The sequence below is a fragment of the Runella sp. MFBS21 genome, from assembly GCF_029433105.1.
GTDB lineage: Bacteria > Bacteroidota > Bacteroidia > Cytophagales > Spirosomataceae > Runella.
This window is the reverse complement of record NZ_JARNTW010000011.1, coordinates 214508-234597: the sequence shown is the minus strand read 5'-3', so window position 1 is coordinate 234597 and position 20090 is coordinate 214508. Positions and strand designations below refer to the sequence as shown.

The 20090-nt window shown below is 41.1% G+C and carries 17 protein-coding genes; 5 read left to right on the top strand and 12 right to left on the bottom strand.

The features are described from left to right. Together P1X15_RS20540 and P1X15_RS20535 are read right to left on the bottom strand one after the other, a co-directional pair. A partial coding sequence (locus tag P1X15_RS20540) for a hypothetical protein (protein ID WP_277340011.1) occupies positions 1-470 on the bottom strand: 470 nt, incomplete at its 3' end. A gap of 258 nt (positions 471-728) precedes the next feature. Continuing rightward, a complete protein-coding gene (locus tag P1X15_RS20535) occupies positions 729-1289 on the bottom strand; it encodes a recombinase family protein (RefSeq protein WP_277340010.1) in 561 nt (186 codons plus the stop codon). A 341-nt stretch (positions 1290-1630) separates the two neighbouring features. On the opposite strand from P1X15_RS20535, the gene P1X15_RS20530 reads away from it, so the two are divergent. The 5 genes from P1X15_RS20530 to P1X15_RS20510 all read left to right on the top strand — a co-directional run bounded on the left by P1X15_RS20530 (position 1631) and on the right by P1X15_RS20510 (position 7011). Further along, complete coding sequence (locus tag P1X15_RS20530) at positions 1631-2197, top strand: RICIN domain-containing protein (RefSeq protein WP_277340009.1); 567 nt, start codon at positions 1631-1633, stop codon at positions 2195-2197. A 100-nt stretch (positions 2198-2297) separates the two neighbouring features. Further along, positions 2298-2879, top strand: a complete 582-nt coding sequence (locus tag P1X15_RS20525; RefSeq protein ID WP_277340008.1) for a collagen-like protein — start codon at positions 2298-2300, stop codon at positions 2877-2879. Positions 2880-3269: 390 nt separating this feature from the next. After that, entirely contained in the window at positions 3270-4817 is a 1548-nt protein-coding gene (locus P1X15_RS20520) for a histidine kinase dimerization/phosphoacceptor domain -containing protein (protein WP_277340007.1), read from the top strand. Between the two features lies 1 nt (position 4818). Continuing rightward, positions 4819-5493, top strand: coding sequence for a LytTR family DNA-binding domain-containing protein (locus P1X15_RS20515; RefSeq protein WP_277340006.1), 675 nt, complete (start codon positions 4819-4821; stop codon positions 5491-5493). A gap of 654 nt (positions 5494-6147) precedes the next feature. Further along, positions 6148-7011, top strand: a complete 864-nt coding sequence (locus P1X15_RS20510) for an AraC family transcriptional regulator (RefSeq protein ID WP_277340005.1) — start codon at positions 6148-6150, stop codon at positions 7009-7011. A gap of 85 nt (positions 7012-7096) precedes the next feature. On the opposite strand, the gene P1X15_RS20505 is transcribed toward P1X15_RS20510, so the two are convergent. From P1X15_RS20505 to P1X15_RS20460, 10 genes are all read right to left on the bottom strand, one after another. Further along, positions 7097-7243 carry a hypothetical protein gene (locus tag P1X15_RS20505; RefSeq protein WP_277340004.1) on the bottom strand — a complete coding sequence of 49 codons (147 nt, stop codon included), beginning with the start codon at positions 7241-7243 and terminating at the stop codon, positions 7097-7099. A gap of 204 nt (positions 7244-7447) precedes the next feature. After that, entirely contained in the window at positions 7448-9064 is a 1617-nt protein-coding gene (locus P1X15_RS20500; RefSeq protein WP_277340003.1) for a RagB/SusD family nutrient uptake outer membrane protein, read from the bottom strand. 22 nt (positions 9065-9086) lie between these two features. Beyond that, positions 9087-12437, bottom strand: a complete 3351-nt coding sequence (locus tag P1X15_RS20495) for a TonB-dependent receptor (RefSeq protein ID WP_277340002.1) — start codon at positions 12435-12437, stop codon at positions 9087-9089. A 188-nt stretch (positions 12438-12625) separates the two neighbouring features. Next, entirely contained in the window at positions 12626-13675 is a 1050-nt protein-coding gene (locus P1X15_RS20490) for a FecR family protein (RefSeq protein WP_277340001.1), read from the bottom strand. Between the two features lie 213 nt (positions 13676-13888). Beyond that, positions 13889-14452 carry an RNA polymerase sigma-70 factor gene (locus tag P1X15_RS20485; RefSeq protein WP_277340000.1) on the bottom strand — a complete coding sequence of 188 codons (564 nt, stop codon included), beginning with the start codon at positions 14450-14452 and terminating at the stop codon, positions 13889-13891. 267 nt (positions 14453-14719) lie between these two features. After that, on the bottom strand, positions 14720-15532 hold the full coding sequence (locus P1X15_RS20480; protein ID WP_277339999.1) for a sugar phosphate isomerase/epimerase: 813 nt from the start codon (positions 15530-15532) through the stop codon (positions 14720-14722). 87 nt (positions 15533-15619) lie between these two features. Then, entirely contained in the window at positions 15620-16408 is a 789-nt protein-coding gene (locus tag P1X15_RS20475) for a phytanoyl-CoA dioxygenase family protein (RefSeq protein WP_277339998.1), read from the bottom strand. Positions 16409-16422: 14 nt separating this feature from the next. Next, a complete protein-coding gene (locus tag P1X15_RS20470; protein ID WP_277339997.1) occupies positions 16423-17700 on the bottom strand; it encodes an MFS transporter in 1278 nt (425 codons plus the stop codon). After that, positions 17697-18584 carry a sugar phosphate isomerase/epimerase gene (locus P1X15_RS20465; protein WP_277339996.1) on the bottom strand — a complete coding sequence of 296 codons (888 nt, stop codon included), beginning with the start codon at positions 18582-18584 and terminating at the stop codon, positions 17697-17699. Before P1X15_RS20465 ends, P1X15_RS20470 begins: the two co-directional genes overlap by 4 nt. Positions 18585-18625: 41 nt before the next feature. After that, the gene (locus P1X15_RS20460) at positions 18626-20008 is read right to left on the bottom strand and encodes a Gfo/Idh/MocA family protein (protein WP_277339995.1); all 1383 of its coding nucleotides are present in this window, start codon (positions 20006-20008) and stop codon (positions 18626-18628) included. Between the last annotated feature and the right edge of the window lie 82 nt (positions 20009-20090).

The following is a 20090-nucleotide window of genomic DNA, read 5'->3' as shown; positions in this document are numbered from 1 at the left end:
AATGTGTGGCCCAAGGGCATTGATTCAAGTTTATCGTACTCGGAATCTATTAGTTTATGTAACTCTTCTCGTGTCATAATTAAAAGAATGTAAATTACTAACTTAAACGACAATTTGCAATGCACCCATGCAAAAATGCAAAAGTTGTCTATTTTTTTTGCACCGTGTCCATGAATTTCAATTAAAAACTTTGGTTCCCATTTTGCGATTTGAGTCGAATAGTCTGTATTTAAGCTTTTGTTCGGGTCAACCCGGTAGTTACAAGCAATTACAGAAGAGGATTTTATTTGTTCTGCAAGTTGTCGTGCAACAAATCCTGTGTTTTCGTCCCCGCTTGTATGTTCTGGGCAAGGCATATTTTTCACACCACCTAATGTATGATGTGGTGCTCCGATAACGACTTCATCGTTTTCTCTCTGTTCAATTAAAAGAATAGAAGCGTTTTTTTCATGTAAGATTTGTTCAGTCATTTAGTGTTGAATGATTGGTTATAAAATGGCTGGCAACTCTCAAATATGCGAAAGTTTTTTGATTTTATATAGTATTATATATGCCGTTCTTTTATATTGTTCAGAGGACTTCTAATTTTTGATTTATGCCAAATGTCATTCAAAGCCAAGGCTATACTTAATCTCCTTAAAAAAATTATCAAGTGGTTATTTTCTATTACTGTCACTTGTATCTATGTTTTTGAATTTCGCCTTTTACTCTTAAAAGTATGAAATAGCTTAAGGTTTTATCTGAAGATAGCGATATACAGTAGCACGGCTAAGACCTAATAATTTACCAATCTCAGCAACTGTCTTTTCCTGTTTATCATATAATGTCCTGGCGGCTTCAGCTTTTGATAGAGCTTCTTTAGTCAATCCTTTTGGTTTACCCCCCAAACGCCCGCGAGCGCGAGCTGCTGCTAATCCTGACCTCGTTCGTTCACGTATTAAATCTCTTTCAAATTCGGCCAATGAAGCAAAAATATTAAAGACTAACCTACCCTGAGCAGTAGTAGTATCAATAGCATCATTCAAACTGCGGAAACCGACTCCCTTAAGATGAAAATCATTGACTAAGGTAATTAACTCTTTAAGTGAACGTCCTAAACGGTCAAGTTTCCAAACAATAACCGTATCCCCTTCCCTAAGGCTTTCAATAAGTTTAAGCAACTGTGGCCTCTCATGGGCTGAAGATGCCTTTTCCTGGAAAATGCGGTCGCAACCTGTTTTCTTCAGGTCATCCATTTGCATATTCAAATTTTGGTCTTGTGTGGAAACACGGGCATAGCCAATCAGCATAATTTTGTCTCATTAAGTCAGTCAAAGATAATAAATGATACATTGATAAATGAGATAACATTATGAGACAGTTTTTGCAACTAAATCAGGGATTTTTCCAGTATTGGTATTTGTCTCACAAAACGCCGTTTCTGAGACAAAAAATTGGGATAGTAATTGTCAGGTGAAGTTATGATGGATACACTCAATGAATGGAAGTTTTATTCTATCCCTAAAATCAGGCTTCTGTCCCAGAAATTTTGAGAGGTTACTGAGGCAAAATAGCTTTGGAGTACCATCAAAAAGCAGGACGCCGAAAATGCTGATTTAGAGTAGGCAAAATTTACTAAGAACCCTCAAAAATGAAAACTTTAAAAACCCTTGGAATGATTCTGTTCATTGGTCTTACATTAACATCCTATGCCCAAGAGAGAGGACATTCTTTTAGTCCTAATTATAAAGGCTATTATTATTTACGGACAGCTTTCACGGGCGATGCACTATCTCTTGAAAGCAATGGTTCAGCGAGTAATGTTATGAGTGGTGCATCGTTCATGTCTTCGCAAAAAGGGGCAACCGGAACCATGTGGAAATTAGTCCCGGATGCTAAAAACAAAGGGTGGTATCGCTTACAATCGAAAGATCAGGGTGAAGGTAAATGTTTGGAGGCTAACACTAAAGGAGGAGAGAAAGATGGTCGGTCTTTTATGGATAACTTTCAAGATGTAACAGGCCAGCTATGGCGATTGGATTTAGTGAGTGCCACTAACGGTGACCACCTCTATAGATTGCGTACGATGCTGCATGGCAATAACTTTTCTTTAGAAGGAAATAAGCCTGATAATAAATCCGTATATTCTGGCAACGCGTTTATGGATAAAACTCAAAATGTTTCGGGCCAAATGTGGAGATTAGTACCAGTACAATAAAGCCTTAATTATCCCCAAACTGCCTATCGGCTATTATTAAATTGAAAATTTCAACCTTTTATCAACCAATCAAATTTCCGACAAAGTCACACATTTTAGTATGAACAAATCAACCATTATTTCAGGCGTTTTATCAGTACTTGTAGTATGCGGCAGTTTATTATTTACCAGTTGTGAAGGCCCAGAAGGGGCTGTTGGTCCTGCAGGTCCTGCTGGCCCGACTGGTGCTACCGGACCAGCGGGTCCCGCCGGTGCGACTGGGCAAACTGGTAATGCCAACGTGATTCAAATCTCATACGCAGCCAAAACTTGGACGGCTGCAAAAGGCTCAGTTCAACAATTTGTTTTCCCTTCCAATGTCACGACGGCGATAATGAATAGTAGTGCTGTATTGGTCTATATGACCGATGGCACACCAAATAACGCCACCCCTTATGGTTGGTATGCTATCCCTGGTATTGTTCCATCAAATGGCGTTGAACATGAATTCTACACACAAACTACTTTTGCTGGGAACACCGCAGGAATAAATATTTATAGAAAAGTAGCTTCGACAGCCACACTTTCAGCCTCAACTCGTATAGTGATTATCCCCGCCAACGACATCCGCAATGGCCGTAAGGCATCAGTAGATTTTGCTGATTATAATGCTGTGAAGGAGTTTTATGATCTGAAAGATTAGTAAATAGACCTCTGTAAACCACTAAAATGAATACAATTTTGTGTTAAGTTTACAGAAAGATTTATTTATGCAAATAAAATCAACTTCCCGAAAGTTTTAGCCCTTTCGGGAAGTTCTTTAGCCATTATGCCGAGCCAACTCATTAAAATATTACTTTTACTAATCACGGCTCTGGCTACCTCTGGCTTCGCTCAACCGCTTAGTCTGCCTACAAAAGAGGTAGATAGGTTGAAACAAAATTTGACTGAGGTTATTGACGACACCAATCGGGTGATTAGCTTGTGGCAGTTGGCCAGGTATCATACCATGACAGACCCCCGCCAAGCGGTTGTGTATGCCACGGAGTCTATTCGCCTCGCCCGAAAACTTAATTATACTTATGGCGAATTGGTGTCTTTGCAGGCGTTGAGCTTTGTCTCAACCATCACAGGTGACTGGCAAAACGGTATGCAGACCGCCTACGAAGGCTTGCAGGTAAGTCAAGCAAAATACCCCAAGCTGGAAATTGTTTTTTATAATCTGATAGCCCTCGTTTACGAAAAACAACAAGATAGCCAACACCGATTAGAATGGTTATTAAAAGCCAAAAACCACCCCGAAATCGAATCGCTTCCCAATAACGGAAAATGGCTAATTTACCATAATCTTGGTGAGGTTTACGAAAACCTAAATGAATTTGACTCTGCCATGTATTATGGCAAACTAATCGATACGAGTTGTCGAAAATTGAACATCCCTATAGAGGTATCCTATGCCAATGCCGTGATGGGGAGAGTAGAAAAAAAGCGCAAAAATTACCCACAGGCATTGCATTATTTAAGAACTGCGATTAGTTTCTCAAACAAATTTGGCAATCCTTTTTTAGAATCTGAGCAGTCGGTTGATTTAGCGGGGGTTTTTCAGGCAATGAACCAACCTGACTCAGCTATTTTTTATGCAGAAAAAGCCTTAGAAGGTGGCCGACAATTCAAAAACTTAGTGCTAACCATAAGCGCCGCCAAACTTTTAGCTCAAATCTACGAACAAAAAAATCCAGCTAAAGCAATCAATTATCTAAAAATTGTAAATGCTTCTAATGATAGCCTCTATACTACTTCTAGAATTTTTCAAACGCAAAATATTGTAAATACGATCAAACAACGTGAGCGCGATTCAAAAGAAGCTAAAAAAGATTACGATTACTCCATCAGACAGAATACACTCATCGGATCTCTTGTTTTTTTAGGGTTGCTGTCATTGGTCTTGATACGCAATAACCGTCAAAAACAAAGAGGTAATGCTATTTTGAAAGATAAAAACAGAGAAATAAGTCTTCAGAAGGATGAGATTGAAAAAACGATTGAACAAAAACAAATTCTGCTTTCTGAATTACAACATCGAGTAAAAAACAACTTGCAGTACGTTATCAGCATCTTAGAAATTCAGAAGGAGTCTGTTAATTACAGCAACATTGATGACTTGATTAGGAGTAACCAAAATCGAATTCATTCGATTGCTTTACTTCATAAAAAATTGAATGTTTCGGAAAGTGTTAATGATGTTGATTTAAAACGATATGTAACCGATCTTTCTGAACTCGTCAAAGATTCATATGATAATAAATTGAAAAATGTGAGTTTATTTATTACTTGTGAAATCGAAATTTTATCTATCACAAAGGCTTTGCCATTAGGTTTGATCATCGTAGAATTGGTCAGCAATAGCATGAAACACGCCTTTAAAAACCAGAAAACTGGTATTATCAATATTGAAATCACACAAAATAAAAATACAAAGAAAAATTGCATGCAATATATAGATAATGGAAAAGGCTTTGATTTTAAAAATGTAGAAACTAAAGGCCTTGGCGTGGAAATCATGAAAGGATTGATAGACCAACTTAATGGCGAGACTGAAGCATCAATTAAAGAAGGTTTTGAACTGAAAATCTATTTTTAAAATGAATTCAAAAGTAATTTTGGTTGTAGAAGATGATTTTCTCAACAGAAGGTTAACAAAAAAAATTCTACAGGAAAATGGTTATCAGGTTTTAGAAGCAAAAAATGCCGACGCAGCGATGGCGATTCTCCATAAAGAATTGGTTAATCTTGCTATCCTCGACATCAATCTTGGCGATGGAGAAATGGATGGAATTAGCTTAGGGCAACTTATTCAAAATAAACAAAAAGTCCCCTTCATCTATCTTACCGCCTACGAAAACGCCAAAGTGATCAGTGAAGCGATTGCTACTTCACCTTATTCGTACCTGACAAAACCTTTTAAAAACAGTGATTTAGTTGCCTCGGTCGAATTGGCAATTATAAAATCTGCGAATGCAGATAGACCTAAGCCTTCTATTTTGGTAAAAGACGGAGAATACAAGGTCGAGTTGCCGTTGGAAGACATCAATTATATCGAATCGGAAGGTAACTATTTACTGTTTCATACCGATAAAAATATTTACAAATCTCGTTCGACCATTTCTCAGATTCTTGATTTGTTGCCTACTACAAAATTCATTCAAACTCACCGAGCCTTCGTGGTGAATAAGGATAAAATTCAGAAATACAGTTCTAAAAGTGTGATAGTAGGCGATAAAGAAATTCCACTTTCGAAGAAAGATTTATTTGAGTAAGCAACTGTATCTCTCGTTGTTAAGAGGCTGATTTTTAGAAAATATAGAAATCAGGACTTTGATCGACACCTATAAAACACTTTATTACCTGCCTTTATTACATTCTCACAAAGCCCTTGTTTCTACAGACAAAGCTTCTGATTTTATTGGTACAAAGTGTACTGTACCGAACTTGCCATCATTACTTACGATAATTGAATATTATCGTAAGTAATAAATAGTAACCTTAAAAATCACAAAACCTATCATCTTAAAGCAGAAAGGTGTGCCATGCAACCATTACATAAGGGCCGTTTGTAGTAGCAGTAGATATAAAGGTAAAATCACCCACGGGAAACAACGATTGTAGGCTTTACCGTTGACGGTTATCTTCAGGTATCGTCTCCCTTTATCCGTATCAGTAGGAGTAAACCCCCTTGAAACGGTGTGGCTGTTTTCTTTTACAATTTGATTTATGGTAAGCGTTCAGTAGGTGGTATGATGGTAGGTACTGCCAGACATTTTGTATTATTTAGAAGTGGTGGAAAGTACCTGATACGTTTTCGACAAAAAAACTAGAACTTTTCAAGTATATATTCATCTGTTTTAGCAATATTTACCATTATTTTGGCATTTATTCAATAAAATATTTTAATAATTTGTAATTATATTTCAATGAAGCCTCAATTGTTGAAAGTTTCAAAGGACTTAGCTCAGTCGTTTAGTGTTCGTCAGGACGAGGTTCCGTATTTTTATAATCGTTGGCATTATCATCCTGAATCGGAATTGGTCTATATTGTCAATGGCTCAGGTACCCAGTTTGTTGGCAATAGCATACGTCATTTCGAAAGTGGGGATGTTTTGTTAATTGGTTCAAACCTACCTCATTATTGGAGATGTGACGAGGAATATTTTCAGGGAAGCAGTAACCTTTTGGCCAAAGCGGTTGTAGTTCATTTTCAAGACAATTTTTGGGGTGATACGTTTCTTTCTCTGCCCGAAAATCAAGCCATCGCTGAGTTGCTACAGCGTGCCAAACATGGGATTCGTTTCTCAGGAATTCATAAAGAAAAAGTTGCCCAACTATTGCCAACACTTCTCAATCAAGTATCCGTAAATCGGATTATGACATTGTACCAAGCGCTTGATTTACTTTCTCAATGCGACGACCATGAATTACTTTCCAGTATGCATGAGTCAATCCAGTTTGATGAAGAGGATACTGACCGTATCAATCGTATTTATGCGTACTCATTAGCTCATTTTCAACAAAAAATTACGATAGAAAAAATAGCCGAAGTGGCCAATATTAGTCCAAGTTCATTTTGTCGTTATTTTAAAAGCCGCAGCCGAAAAACATACTCTCAATTTTTGCTTGAGCTACGAGTTGGGCAAGCATGTAAATTGTTGAGAGAGCAAAAGCTAAGCATTGCCCAAGTTTGTTTCGAAAGTGGATTTCATACGTTTTCGAACTTCAATAAGTACTTTAAAAGTATAATGGGCAGCAGTCCTCTTCAATACCAAAAAGCCTATTATTGATAAACAGTGCCGCGCTCATGCAACTGAGTAATGAGTTTCGTAATGCCCGAGAGCAGACAAACCTAAGTAAAAACCTATTCATCGCCTATTTTTGGGCACGTAGCCAAAGTCCACCTATGGTAGCTATTTTGAGCTGATTGCTATTAACGGTTTCACCCGTGATGGCATCTGTTATGCGTTTGTACTTCCTATTTTTGAAGTCAAGGGCAACGGTTTTGGCGGTAGTCAACAAAAAATAATGATCTGCTTAATCGCCCAATCCCTAAAATAGTTTTTATTTTTAAAATACCAAAACACTTGAAAAACAGCTCATTCAGGGCAATAAAAAACAAGATAGACGAAGTAATAAACCTAACTTCACCTATCTTGTTTTCTATTCGTTACCCTATGTTGTTCTTTAAAATAAGCCAAGGGCACTTGGGGTTTATTCCCTTCTTTAATACCCTGGATTCTGAGGGACTTTTGCCCCAAAGTTGGCATCTATGAATTTTTGCGGAATAGGGAATAACTCATTTTTGGCCTGAATGGTGCTTGTCGTGGTAGCAAATCCATTGTATTTTTTGGTTCGCTCCACCAGTTTCCCCATGCGGCTGAGAGTCAAGCGGCGGGGTTCTTCTACGATAAGTTCCCGTAAACGCTCATCAAGAATATAATCCAAATCCACTTGGGCTGCCGCTACGGGTTTAGCCTTGGCACGCCCCCTCACCACATTGATATCTTCGGCGGCTTTTTGTTTATCTCCTTTCATCAGATATGCTTCTGCTCTCAAAAGGTAGGTTTCGGCTAGGCGCATCATGGGCCAGTCGTTGAAAGTACGGCCATTGGTTGCCCCCGCCAGCGAAAGTCCTTCTACTTTCCTAAACGCAGGATATATATGATAAAGCGTATCAAGATTTGCGTGAAATTTAACCTCTTTCAGAAAATACTTAGAAGCGGGATTATTGTAGTACCACTTCCGACGGATATTGTATTCGGAATTGCGCATGTCATTGGGGTCATCTTTCCAAATATCGTATAAAATGTGGTTGCTGGGTCGCATCCAGCTTACTCCACGCCCTAAACTATCAGCAATCACCATACCTGAAGCATTGTCAGGGTCTTTGGCATCGAAATACCGTGCACCCCAGCAACGCAACCAATTTCGACCGTTTCCCGACGATGTCACACCGCCGGGGGTTTGAAACTCGTACTGAATGACCCACAAATTTTCTAAATTGCCCCCTGAGCGATTTTGATTCCCATCTTTCCACAAATCGGAATATACATCCCCCGGCAGGTTTTTTTGTGTTCCAAAACGTTGGGTCATCAGTTGATTACGCCCCGAGGAAATAACTGCCGTAGCTGTCTCAATCGCTTTGTCGTAATTTCCCAAACTGATATTTACTTCCGTAAGCAAATGATCAGCCGCACTTTTGACAATTCGACCGGGTTGAGGCTCGGTAAGTGGCAGCCATTGTGAGGCAAACTCCAAATCGGCTTTGGCAAACTCTAAAACCTCTTTGCGCTTATTTCGTTGATAATCCACCTTGGGTTCGGTGGCTAATTTATCTGCAATTACTACATCGCCGTACAAATTTGTGAGCATATTGTGGGCATAAGCTCTGAAAAAACGAGCTTCAGCTATTACCGCATTTTTTTGCTTTTCATCGGCCCAAACCGCCGTAGGCCGCTGAGCATAGTCAATGATTTGATTTGCTCTCGGCAATAAATTCAAATAGCCCCAATCCCAAAAATGATTGACTCCCATAAAGGTCGGGGTGAGCTGGGTCTCGTAGTTTCTGAGATAAGCATCTCTCACACCGATTGAGCCCAAATCCGTTCCGAAATAAACTGACCAATAGGCGTTTTGGTCGTCAACTCCCGCCACTTCACGTACAGCTTGGTGCAAGGCAGTGATGGCGCTTTGGAATCCAGCATTAGATACCAACGTTACATCAGGTGATAGAAATGAGAGTGGTTTTTCATCTAAAACTGACTCATCGCACGCTTGAGAAAATAAAAGAGCTGTCAGTAAAAAAAATCCTTTTATGGATTTATATGTGATTCTTTTCATGTTTTTGTCGTTTGAAATAAGATTAAAAACCTAAGTTTAAACCTACCGAAATAGTGCGAGGAGTTGGGAAAGCCCCACGACTACCTTGGCCACTTTCTGGATCCATTGCTTGCCATTCTGTGAAGGTGTAGAGGTTACGTCCACTTAAATAGGCTTTTACGCTACTCATTTTCAGTCGATTAAGCACCGAACGAGGCAAGTCGTAAGACAAGGAAACTTCCTGAATTCTGACAAAGTCACGGGATTGGTAGTAAGCATGACCAAAAGGATTGGTATAAACCAAAGAAGAACGGGTATTGGATTTATTTTCAGCAGTCCACCAGCCAACGTCTAAAAAATTGGCAGCACGGCCAGGGAAATTGCCGAGTCCACTGCCGCCAGCAGCATTATCCAATGCAAGCAGGTTGTTGGTATTGATCCATCCCTGCAAGGCATTTATTGACATCATCAGATTAAATTGCCCATAACGAATTGCATTTGTTATATTCCATCGATATTTTGGTTCCAGTGTTCCCAATACCTGACGGTCATTGACATCAATTTTACCATCACCGTTGGCGTCTTGCATTCTAAAAAAACCTGCTTTCTGACCAGTGGGAATTTGATCACCGACCTGATAAACACCATCAATTTTGTAATCATAAGCAACGGAAATTGGTTGCCCGATAAACCATTTATTCGCAAGGTCATTGTCTTCAATCCCGTCACCATTAGCGTCACTCTGATAGATGTGTACAATCTTGTTTTTGTTAGTAGAAAAGGCGATGTTACTACTCCATTCTAACTTCCCTTTTTGCACGTTGACCGTGTTTAAGGTCAATTCAAACCCTTTATTGTTGGTTGCACCTACATTGGTCAATATGGAGGAAAATCCCGTGGGGCCGGGTAGCTGACGAGTAAGTAGTAGGTCTTTTGTGTCCATGTTGTAGTATTCCATTGTCCCCCCGATTCTACCCTTTAAAACTTCAAAATCTATGGCAAAGTTGGTGGTTGTGGTCGTTTCCCAGCCCAAGTTTGGATTGGCTAAGTTGGCAGGAAAGAGCCCTATTGACGTAGCTCCTCCGTCTCCATAAACATATTGGACTTGCCCCTGACGAGTTAAGGATTGATAGGCTGAAATGGCCTGATTGCCCACTGAACCGTAAGATAATCTTAGTTTCAACAAATTAACGGCAGGAATTTGCTTCAAAAACGGCTCTTCTGAGGCAATCCACGCCACGGCTGCTGAAGGAAATACACCAAATTTATTGTTAGCTCCAAAAACCGAATTACCATCTCTGCGTGCTGTAAGCGTAAGCAAATACTTATCCATAAAGCGATAATTCAAACGGGCCATCGAAGAAATGGCATCAACTTTGGTGGCAGATGTAGAAGACGTCTGCACTTTGGCAAGCGATAAATTATTCCAATTGTTGGCATCGCTTGTTCCCGAGAAATCACTCCCCGTTCCAATTAGCGATTCAGAATAGGTTTGGTTTCTGCCGTACAACAGGGTAACATCGAAATTATGGTCTTGGCCTATTTGCCTGTTATACGTCAGGATATTTTCCAAAACCCACGCATTGGTTAAATCCGAACGACGGCTTGCACTGCCCAAATCTTTTCGACTGTTTCGGTCATAAATAGGGCTAAAATTATCTAAGTTATACCAACGATAGTTGGGAGAATAATTGATGCGGTAGGATAACCCTTTGACAAACGGGATATCCACGATACTGTAAAAATTGGCAAAAAGGTTGCGCTGAATTTCCCTATTTTTGTTGATAATAGCATTCAAGAGAATACTTCCTACCAAACCGTCTTCATTACCTAATGGTTTGGGGTCAGTCTGTGCTGCATCCGCCCAAATATCGTTGTAGGGGGAGGTCCACATAGCAACACTCATATCTGCCTCATTGCCAGACAAATCACGTTCAGCATATTGTGCATTCACTCCGACTTTGAGCCAATCAGTGATTTGATTGTCTAAGTTGATGCGCACACTGATTCGTTTGGCATTGTCATTATAAATCAAGCCTTTTTCGTTGTTATAATTGCCCGAAATAAAATAATTGGTTCTGCCCGAACGTCCCGATACGCTCAAATCAAAATTTTGAATACCCGCCGTTTGTGATGCTACCTTCCAAGGGTCAACTGTGTTTCCGGCGGCATAGTTTTTGGCTTCAGTGGCAGTCAAATAGCCATCAATCTTGGATGGGTCGGCGGCTAACCCACTTTGGCTGCGCCAATCCAGTGTTTTTTGGATATAACGTTCGGGGGTCAACAATTTGGGGGTATAACTCCAATTAGACACCCCATAATAGGTATTGAAACGAATCGTAGGTTTTTCGGTAGTACCCTTTTTTGAAGAAATCAGAATTACGCCATTGGCCGCTCTGGCTCCATAAATGGCTGTAGCCGAGGCATCTTTCAATACTTCCATTGACTCCACATCGCCGGGATTGATGTCGTTGAGGCTCCCCTCAAAAAAAATGCCGTCCAAAATGATCAATGGATTGTTGCCCGCTGATATAGAGCGTCGTCCTCGAACCAGAATACTTCCACCCTGTCCCGGACGGCCATTATCCAAAAACTGAACGCCCGCTACGCGTCCGCGCAATGCTTGAGCAACGTTGGTATTGGGCAGACCTTCCATTTGTTTCATATCTACTTTCGTAACAGAACCCGTTACATTGCGGCGACTCTGCGTACCGTAGCCCACCACTACTACTTCTTCCAATGCCTTCAGGTCGGGTTTGAGGGTAAGGTCAATGTTTGTCCTATTTCCTATCTCAATTTCCTGTGAAACATAACCCACAAAGGAAAAAACCAAAACAGCGCTACCATTATCCACCGCAAGTCGGTACTTGCCATTTGGGTCGGTGGTTGCACCACGCTGCGTTCCCTTTACCAGAATACTTACCCCTGGCAGCCCTGCCCCGCTTTCATCAGTGACAGTCCCTGTTACGATTTGGTCAGCGGGAGCTTCTCCCGCTTCGACGTTTTTTGTGGTAGGCGGCAGCGGCTCTGCGTCTTCAGTATTGAGCATAATTTGCCCCCCAATGACCCGATACGAAATATTCAAAGGTTTTAGCACCTGAGAAAGTACTTCGGAAAGTTTACGTTCAGTCACAGCCACGCTGATTCGCCGCTTAGCCCGAATGTTATTGGAGCTATACACAAACTTAACATTGGCTTGACCTTCAATTTGAGCCAATACTTTTCTGATTTCTGCATTTTCGACTTTTACCGTGATAGCACGGTCGAGTAAATCTTGCGTAAACGCATCATGGGCGTGTCCAAACGAGATGCCTACGCAAATCAGCAGGGATTGTAATAAGGTAATCCTCATGATTTGTCGGAGAAGAGGATGAATTGGTACTTGTTTTTTCATTACTTTTGGATGTTTTGTTACGTTTTTTGAAAAATTTGACAAAAACCCCTCTCGCTCACCTGTTTAGGTGAAAACTTGCCAAGTTTCAGAAGGGGTAGAACGCTAAGAGTCGAAAGTGGTTGCAACACATTCGGCTCTTTTTTCTTTGGGGAATGTTTAAATCATAGTAATCAATTGAGGGTTAAAGGTTAATTAGATGAACAGCCAGTCCCGCTTACCAAAATCTTGGTACCCCGCACTTCGTAGCTGGCATTGAGCGAAGCACACAACAAATCAAGTTTGGTAAAGAGCGGTTGTTTGGTAATATCGGCGGTGAACAAACAGTTTTTTAAGCGTTCGTTTTCCAAAATGATTTCTATGCCGTAGGCAGCTTCCAATTTGGCAACTACCTCACTGAGAGGCACATCATCAAAAACAAAAGGCACTTCCGTCATAGTCAACTGCTCGGTGGAGTTCACCAAAACGGGTTGCTCTACCAAGCTCGTTACAAAGGCCTGACTCTTCTGCTCATAAGTCACTCGTTGGTTGGGGGTCAGTATTACGCCGCTTTTTACTTTTTCAGTAACGTAGTCATTGCGGGCATCCCGCTGGAATACCGACACTTTTCCCGTAACGACCGACACTTCCACTGCCTGATCATTGTCACTGACATTGACCCAAAAACTCGTCCCCAACACCTTTGTAACGACGTCGCCAGTATAGACCAAAAATGGTTTTTGTGGATTTCGGGCTACTTTAAAAAAGGCTTTACCAGTCAAAAAAACCTCTCGTTTATTTCCTTCAAACTGAGCAGGAAATTCAATACTTCCCTTGGGCGAAAGACTTATTTCACTACCATCTTCCAACTTTATAAGCTGCAAATCAGCGGTATTATTTGTCCGTTTGAGTAAGCCATTCGACCGTTGACTTTCTAGCAAACCCGTTTCCGTCTGAAGTGTATTATTTAGCTGAAATTGATAGGCTCCCCAAACGATAGCCAATAATACAGCCGCCGCCGCCACCCAACGCCAAGGGAAAAGCACTGGTAATTTTCTGACTTTCGTCCCCGAAACGGATGCCTGTTTATGTTGAATTGCCTGCCAAATACGGTTCTCAATTTGTTGACTTTCTTCGTAGGTGTGGTGGGGTTTCTCGCCATCGAGCAGGGTAAACCACTGCTCCACAATACGTTTTTCCTGTTCGCTACACTCTCCCTTTCGGTAGCGGCTCAATAAGGTATGGAAATGTCGCTTACTCATTTTTGTTCAAAGGAGTTTAAATAGAAGACGAGAAAACAATCAATGACCGTAAATCATTTAATAAATTCACGGAAAATTTATACTAAAATAATAGTAAGAAGTCAGAATTGAATAGTGAGCATTTAAGTATTAAACAACTAATAATCAACATAAAAAGTCAACTAAAATGGTATCTCTATTTTAAACTATGGCCTTAAAAATCAAAGAAATTGTTTAAAAAATACTATCACCATTTAAAAGCAAAATCACCGAAAAAAAATCTTTCAGAAGCGTTTTAAGGGTACGGAGGGCTTTGGTAATATGGTATTCGATGGTACGTTCGGAGAGTTGAAGTTTCTCAGAAATTTGGCGAGTCGTTTGACCTTCAAACCTATTGAGCCGAAAGATTTCCTGAGTTTTAGTGGGTAATTGGGATACAGCATCACTGAGTGCTTTTTCCAATTCTTCTAAAAATAAGGGATAATCAGAAGCGACAGTATTTTCGATTGACTCTAATCCATCAAAGACTTTTTGGCGATAGAAGTCAATCACTCGATTGCGAACTGAGGCAAACAAATAGCTTTGAAAATTTGAAATTTGAAGGGTTTCTCGCTTTTCCCACAGTGTTACAAACAATTCCTGCACAATTTCCTCGGACACATTGCTATCGTGGGTTTTGACGTAGGCAAAATCAAACAGGCGTTGCCAATACATACGATAAAGCCATTCAAATACCTCTTGGTCATGGTTGTTTAACCCACGAAGTATCTCGGTATCATTTAGAAATATGGGCTTCAATAGGATATATCAACTGGTTTAGTGACAGAATAATGCACAAATGTCTAATTATTTTATCATTAATATTGATTTATCCATTTTAAAAATAGACAGCCTGCCCAATTATACTATTGAATACAATCACACCACCATGCCTACAACCGCAACAAGCGTTTCCATTACCGACCAAGTATTGTGGGTTTAAAAATTTTTCTAATTTTAATGGCTCAATTCTAAAACTGAAAAAACAATCCCCATTGTATTATGGAGCGGCTTTTGGCAAATAAGCTAGTGTGAGGCATACCTCTTTTTTAACATATTCACCATAAATACATTAATTTCCCACTGATTCGATACGGGCTGCTGCGTGTAAGGCAATACAGGCATGTATGTAGCAGGGCCAAACTCGGTGTTCATCGTCAGTTGTGTTCCGTTTTTTTGATGTATTTCCACGATTTTATCCCACCATTTTAGGTGCGTTTCAAAGGTTTCTTTCCACTCAGGAGCCCGAGGGTCGTTTACCTGTGGCCCTTCGGGGTGCCCGATGCGGGTATGGATATGGTCAGCGTGGTGCAAAGCCAACTCCACCGCTTCAGTTTGGTCGGCCAAGAGCGATTCGTGAACATTACACCAATGTGAAATATCCAGCGTGATGCGTAAGTGGGGAAGGGAAGTAAGGTAATGTTGGGTGATGTGTGCCGCAAAAAGACTTTTACCACGGTGGGTTTCGTGAAGGATTTTCACACCTGTTTCTTTTGAAATACGTTCTGCAATTTCAAACAAATATTTATTTTGCTCAAAACTAAAATAGTCCTTGCCCGTCTGGCAGTTGACCAAAATGGGTTGGGCTTCAATAAGATGACGAAGGTATTTCTCATAGTTTTTGGCATGTTCGCTGAGGTCACGCTCAAAGGATTGGTAATATTGCCCAATAAACTTGAGGTCGAAGTCATTTAATGTATCAAGAATCGCTTGTTTTTCTATTTTTTCAAGGGGCAATGCCATTTCCACCCCATCGTAACCTGCCTCTTTTACGTTTTTACAGAATGTATCAAAAGGTAATGTATTACCCCAAGAAGGAGCAAAGAATTTAATATTCATGCTATTTTTATTGTTGAGTAAAATTCCATTTTAATTGAAAAAATTAGGTAGTTCCTTGACCACCTAATTTTGGTACGTTCTATCTACTTATTTCACCAAAAACTCAGCCTCATCAGTAATACTCACTGCTTTTTCAGCCAATAAATCTCCTGCAAAAGGCTCAATCGGAGTATAACTGCTCACGTGAACATCTTTGTAGGGTTTATTACTTGCCAAATTATAGGCCGTAATGATAGACCAACGAGGTTTATCGGAGAGGTTTGCTGCCGACGCATGAAGGGTATTACAATGGAAAAAGGCTGTATCACCAGAGTTCATTTCCAAGTAATCTAAGGGCATAATTTTCAGGGCTTCATTCACCTTTTCCATGTCCGCACCTACCTGTTCTCCTGAAAAACCATGTTCTACCCGTCCCATTTTGTGTGAGCCCCGAATCATCTGCAAACAACCATTTTCTTTGGTAGCAGGTGTAAGTGCCGTTAAAACACTCAACATCTCGGGAAGTAAAAAACCGTTGTTTTTATACCAATAGCCATAGTCCTGATGCCACTCCCACGCTCCCCCTGTTTTGGGTTCTTTCTGCATCAATTTAGAGTGGTAATGAGCGGCTTTGCCTCCCAGTATCTGCTCTACCCCTTTTATAATTCGTTCTGAACGAGCAAATTTACTATACAGGCTTTCGTCCAACGAATACCACAACGCTAGTTTGGTTTTCAATCCCGAGGCATCGGTGCGATCATAGCTTTTTTTGCTCATCACATCGTCTTTAAGAGCAATTTTGTAAAGTAAAGCTACTTCTTCCTCTGTGAAAAAGTTACGAACTACCACGTAGCCATCACGGTGGTAACTTTCGAGATGTTCTTGGGTAAATTTCATGATTATATCTATTTTTAAGATTTTACAGCATCAATATTAGGGACTATCAAATGAATGATGAGTAGGGCAATCCCATACATGGAAGCAGCCACCACAAAAAGACTTTTATAACTACCCGTAGCTTCGAGCAAATGCCCTGTGGCGGAGGCCATCAACATGCCGCCCACCGCCCCCGACATACCGATAAACCCCACGACAGTTCCAACGTCTTTTTTGGGAAATAAGTCGGTAGCCAAGGTGTACATATTGGCCGACCAACCCGTGTGAGCCGCCATTCCAAGGCCAATCAGTAATACTGCCGGCCATAGTTGAGCCATGCCCGATACCCAATAAATCGGAATAACAAGCAATGCACAAATCAATAAGGTTGATTTGCGAGCGGCATTGAGGCTCCAACCCATTTGCAAAAATTTGGACGAAAGCCAGCCACCACCAATACTTCCTACATCTGCAATCAAATAGGCAACAATGAGGGGTAAACCGATTTTATCCAATTGCAGGCCGTAAGTAGTATTTAAAAATTTGGGCAGCCAATACAGAAAAAACCACCAAATAGGGTCAGTCATAAATTTGCCGATGGCAATTGCCCATACTTTAGGGGTTCGGATTATTTCCCATAATGAGGCGGATTTTTCGTCATCAAAATCTGTATCTGTTTTTATCAGATTTGCTTCCGCAGCATTGACCGACGGGTGGTTTTCGGGTTTGTGAACCATTTTTATCCAAAAAAACAGCCAAATGAACCCCAGCAACCCCGTGAGAATAAAAGCCCACTGCCAACCGAAATTGAGCGCAATGACCGGCACTAACAAAGGCGCAGCGATAGCTCCGATATTAGACCCTGAATTGAAAATACCTGTCGCCAAAGCCCGTTCTTTTCGGGGAAACCACTCGGCAATGGTCTTAATGGCGGCAGGAAAATTGCCTGATTCACCAATCCCCAATGCCAATCTGGCTATCCCGAAACCCACCGCTGTGCGAGCCAAGGCATGACTCATTGCCGCCAACGACCATACAATGATGGAGAGAATGTATCCTCGTTTAGTCCCTAGAAAATCAATCAATTTCCCAGCCAACAACAAACCGACTGCATACGAAAGTTGAAATGCCGTGACAATGTAGCCGTATTCTATTTCAGACCAGCCAATTTCTTTTTGTAATTGCGGGGCTAAAATGGCCAATACCTGACGGTCAATGTAATTGATAGTGGTGGCAAAAAAAAGTAGAGCACATACCCACCATCGCATGAAAGTAGGTTTTTGCGGAGGTAAAAGCTGAGTTTCTAATTTCATTTTTCGTTTTCTAGGCGGTTTTTATACTCTTTCCAAACCGAAATTGTATTTAGAACTAACTGTGGTTTGTCACCTTTTATGTTGTAACACTGTACTCCAATCGGCACACTCATTTTCAGGTCTTTAATGATATATTTCAACAAACCGTAGGTATCAAAACTACCGCTTCCTAAGGGCAAAATATAATCATCCCATATTGTTTTTTGTTGAGTTATCACGTCATTTGCGCCGCAAATAGTGACCATTTTGAGATAAGGTTTGAGTTCTTTCAAGTGGGGCTTGAGTGCCAAGCGTTCTGAATTTGAAGTAGTGGCCAACCAATGACACAAATTAAAAGTCAACCCCACATTTTTTCGATTGATTTGCTTAATCAACGATAGGGCATGATCGGTTCGCTCTACATAAAACCCGTGATGAGGATAGAGAGCCACCTGCAAACCGGAAGCCTTGGCCCAATCTGAGATTTGGGTTAGTAATCTTACTACCAGCGTATCTGCCTCCTGCGATGAAGGCTTGAACGAAGTGTTGGCAATAATAAACGGAGCAATGATGGTCTTACTTCCTTTGAGTTGATGAATGTATTCTTCTAAACGCTTCTCTATATACGGCTCTTTCAATTCGACCCTTACGTAAAAGTAAGAGCCTGTAAATTGATGCTTATCAAGAGCGGCTTTCATACCCTCAAAACTTTGGGTTTGATTGATTTCAATGCCATCAAAACCTGCTTTTTTGATAAATTCTACCTGTTTGTCAAAGGTATTGTAGGTACTGTCACCCCGAATAATGTTGTGCAGGGTAAAAAAATCGTTTTTGATTTTTTGGGCAAATGCCATCACTGCACACCCCATCCAAAAGAGAAATAAAAACTGTATCCTTTGTGCCATTTTGTGTTTTTTGTGCTGGAACGCCAGCGGATAGAGCAGTGTTACATCGCCCATTCTTTCCTTGCCAAGGGAGCCGCCAAAAGTGCATTGGCATAATTATTACCCTCAAACAATTCTTTTTCGGGATTCCATTTCAGCTTCTCCCCCGCTCCTACCTGAGCTGCAATGAGACCAATTTGTGAAATCGAAATGGTACGATGTCCTACCTCAATAGGTTCCAAGGTTTTGCGGTTTGTCTTTACAGCCTCGATAAAATCCGTTTTATCCCACGGCGTTTTTGACAGATCCAACTCACTACCTGTGGGTTTGGAATCCAACACTTTTGGGTTGGAAGCCATAATTTTACCAGGATACCCCTCCACATGAATCCAGCCCTCTGAGCCGATGTATTTGATGGATGGTGTGCTCGTTGGGGTTTGTTGACAGGTCATTTCCACACCGTTGGCGTAGCGGTACTTTATCTGAAAGTTAATCATCGTATTCCAGAGGCTTTTGGGAAATTCGCCTTTCCCTTCTACTTCGACCGGGCCTGAATATTCACTGTTGTTAGCCCACTGCGCAACGTCAAAATAGTGTGCTCCCCAGTTGGCAATCATTCCTTGTGCATACGTATCTACCCGCATCCAATTGGGTCGTTTTAAAATATCGAAAGGGGTATGAACCCGCATATCGGTGTAAGGCACGTAGGGCATCGGGCCCAGCCAAAGATCATAATTAAGTTCTTTCGGAACGGGCATATCTGCCTGTGCCGTAACAGGCGTGGGGTCAGAAGGAAAATGTATTTCTATCTTTTCCAGCTTCCCGATTCGCCCATTTCGTACCAATTCTACGGCCTGATTTTGTGGGCGAATAGAACGGAACTCACTATCGGTACGATTTACAACCGGTACGCCGGCACGGGTATACTTATTGAGGGCTTCTACCAACTCTTTCCCTTGATGCACGCTCATGCTGAGGGGTTTTTCGCAACTAATATGTTTTTTGGCCTTGGCTGCTAAAATGCCCATCGGTACATGCCAGTAGTCAGGTGTAGAAATCATCACGGCATCAATGTCTTTGCGGGCAATAATCTCCCGAAAATCCACGTAGGTAGCACAACCTTTGTATTTACCACTCGCTGTATTTTTGGCATAATGTTCCTCAATGGTTGCTTTGGCTTTGTTGAGACGCCAACTATCCACATCGCAGGCGGCTACGATTTGGGCATCGGCTATATCCAACAGTCCGGGGATTCTGGTACCCAAGCTTTTTTGTTCGGAGCCTTGCAAATTTTGCCCATACCCTTGTCTCCCGGCTCCAATCAAACCCACCGTCACGCGGTTAGAAGGAGCGTTTTTACCAAATACCGTAGCAGGAACAATGGTAGGGAAACCCAAACTTGCTACAGCAAGCGATGATTTCTCGATAAAGTGTCTTCGGTTCATATTGGTCGCTGAGTTTGATTCTGTCCCAACAGATGTCTTTTCTTTTTGCGCTTCGTTGTTCATGCGATTGGGTCTTAAAAAT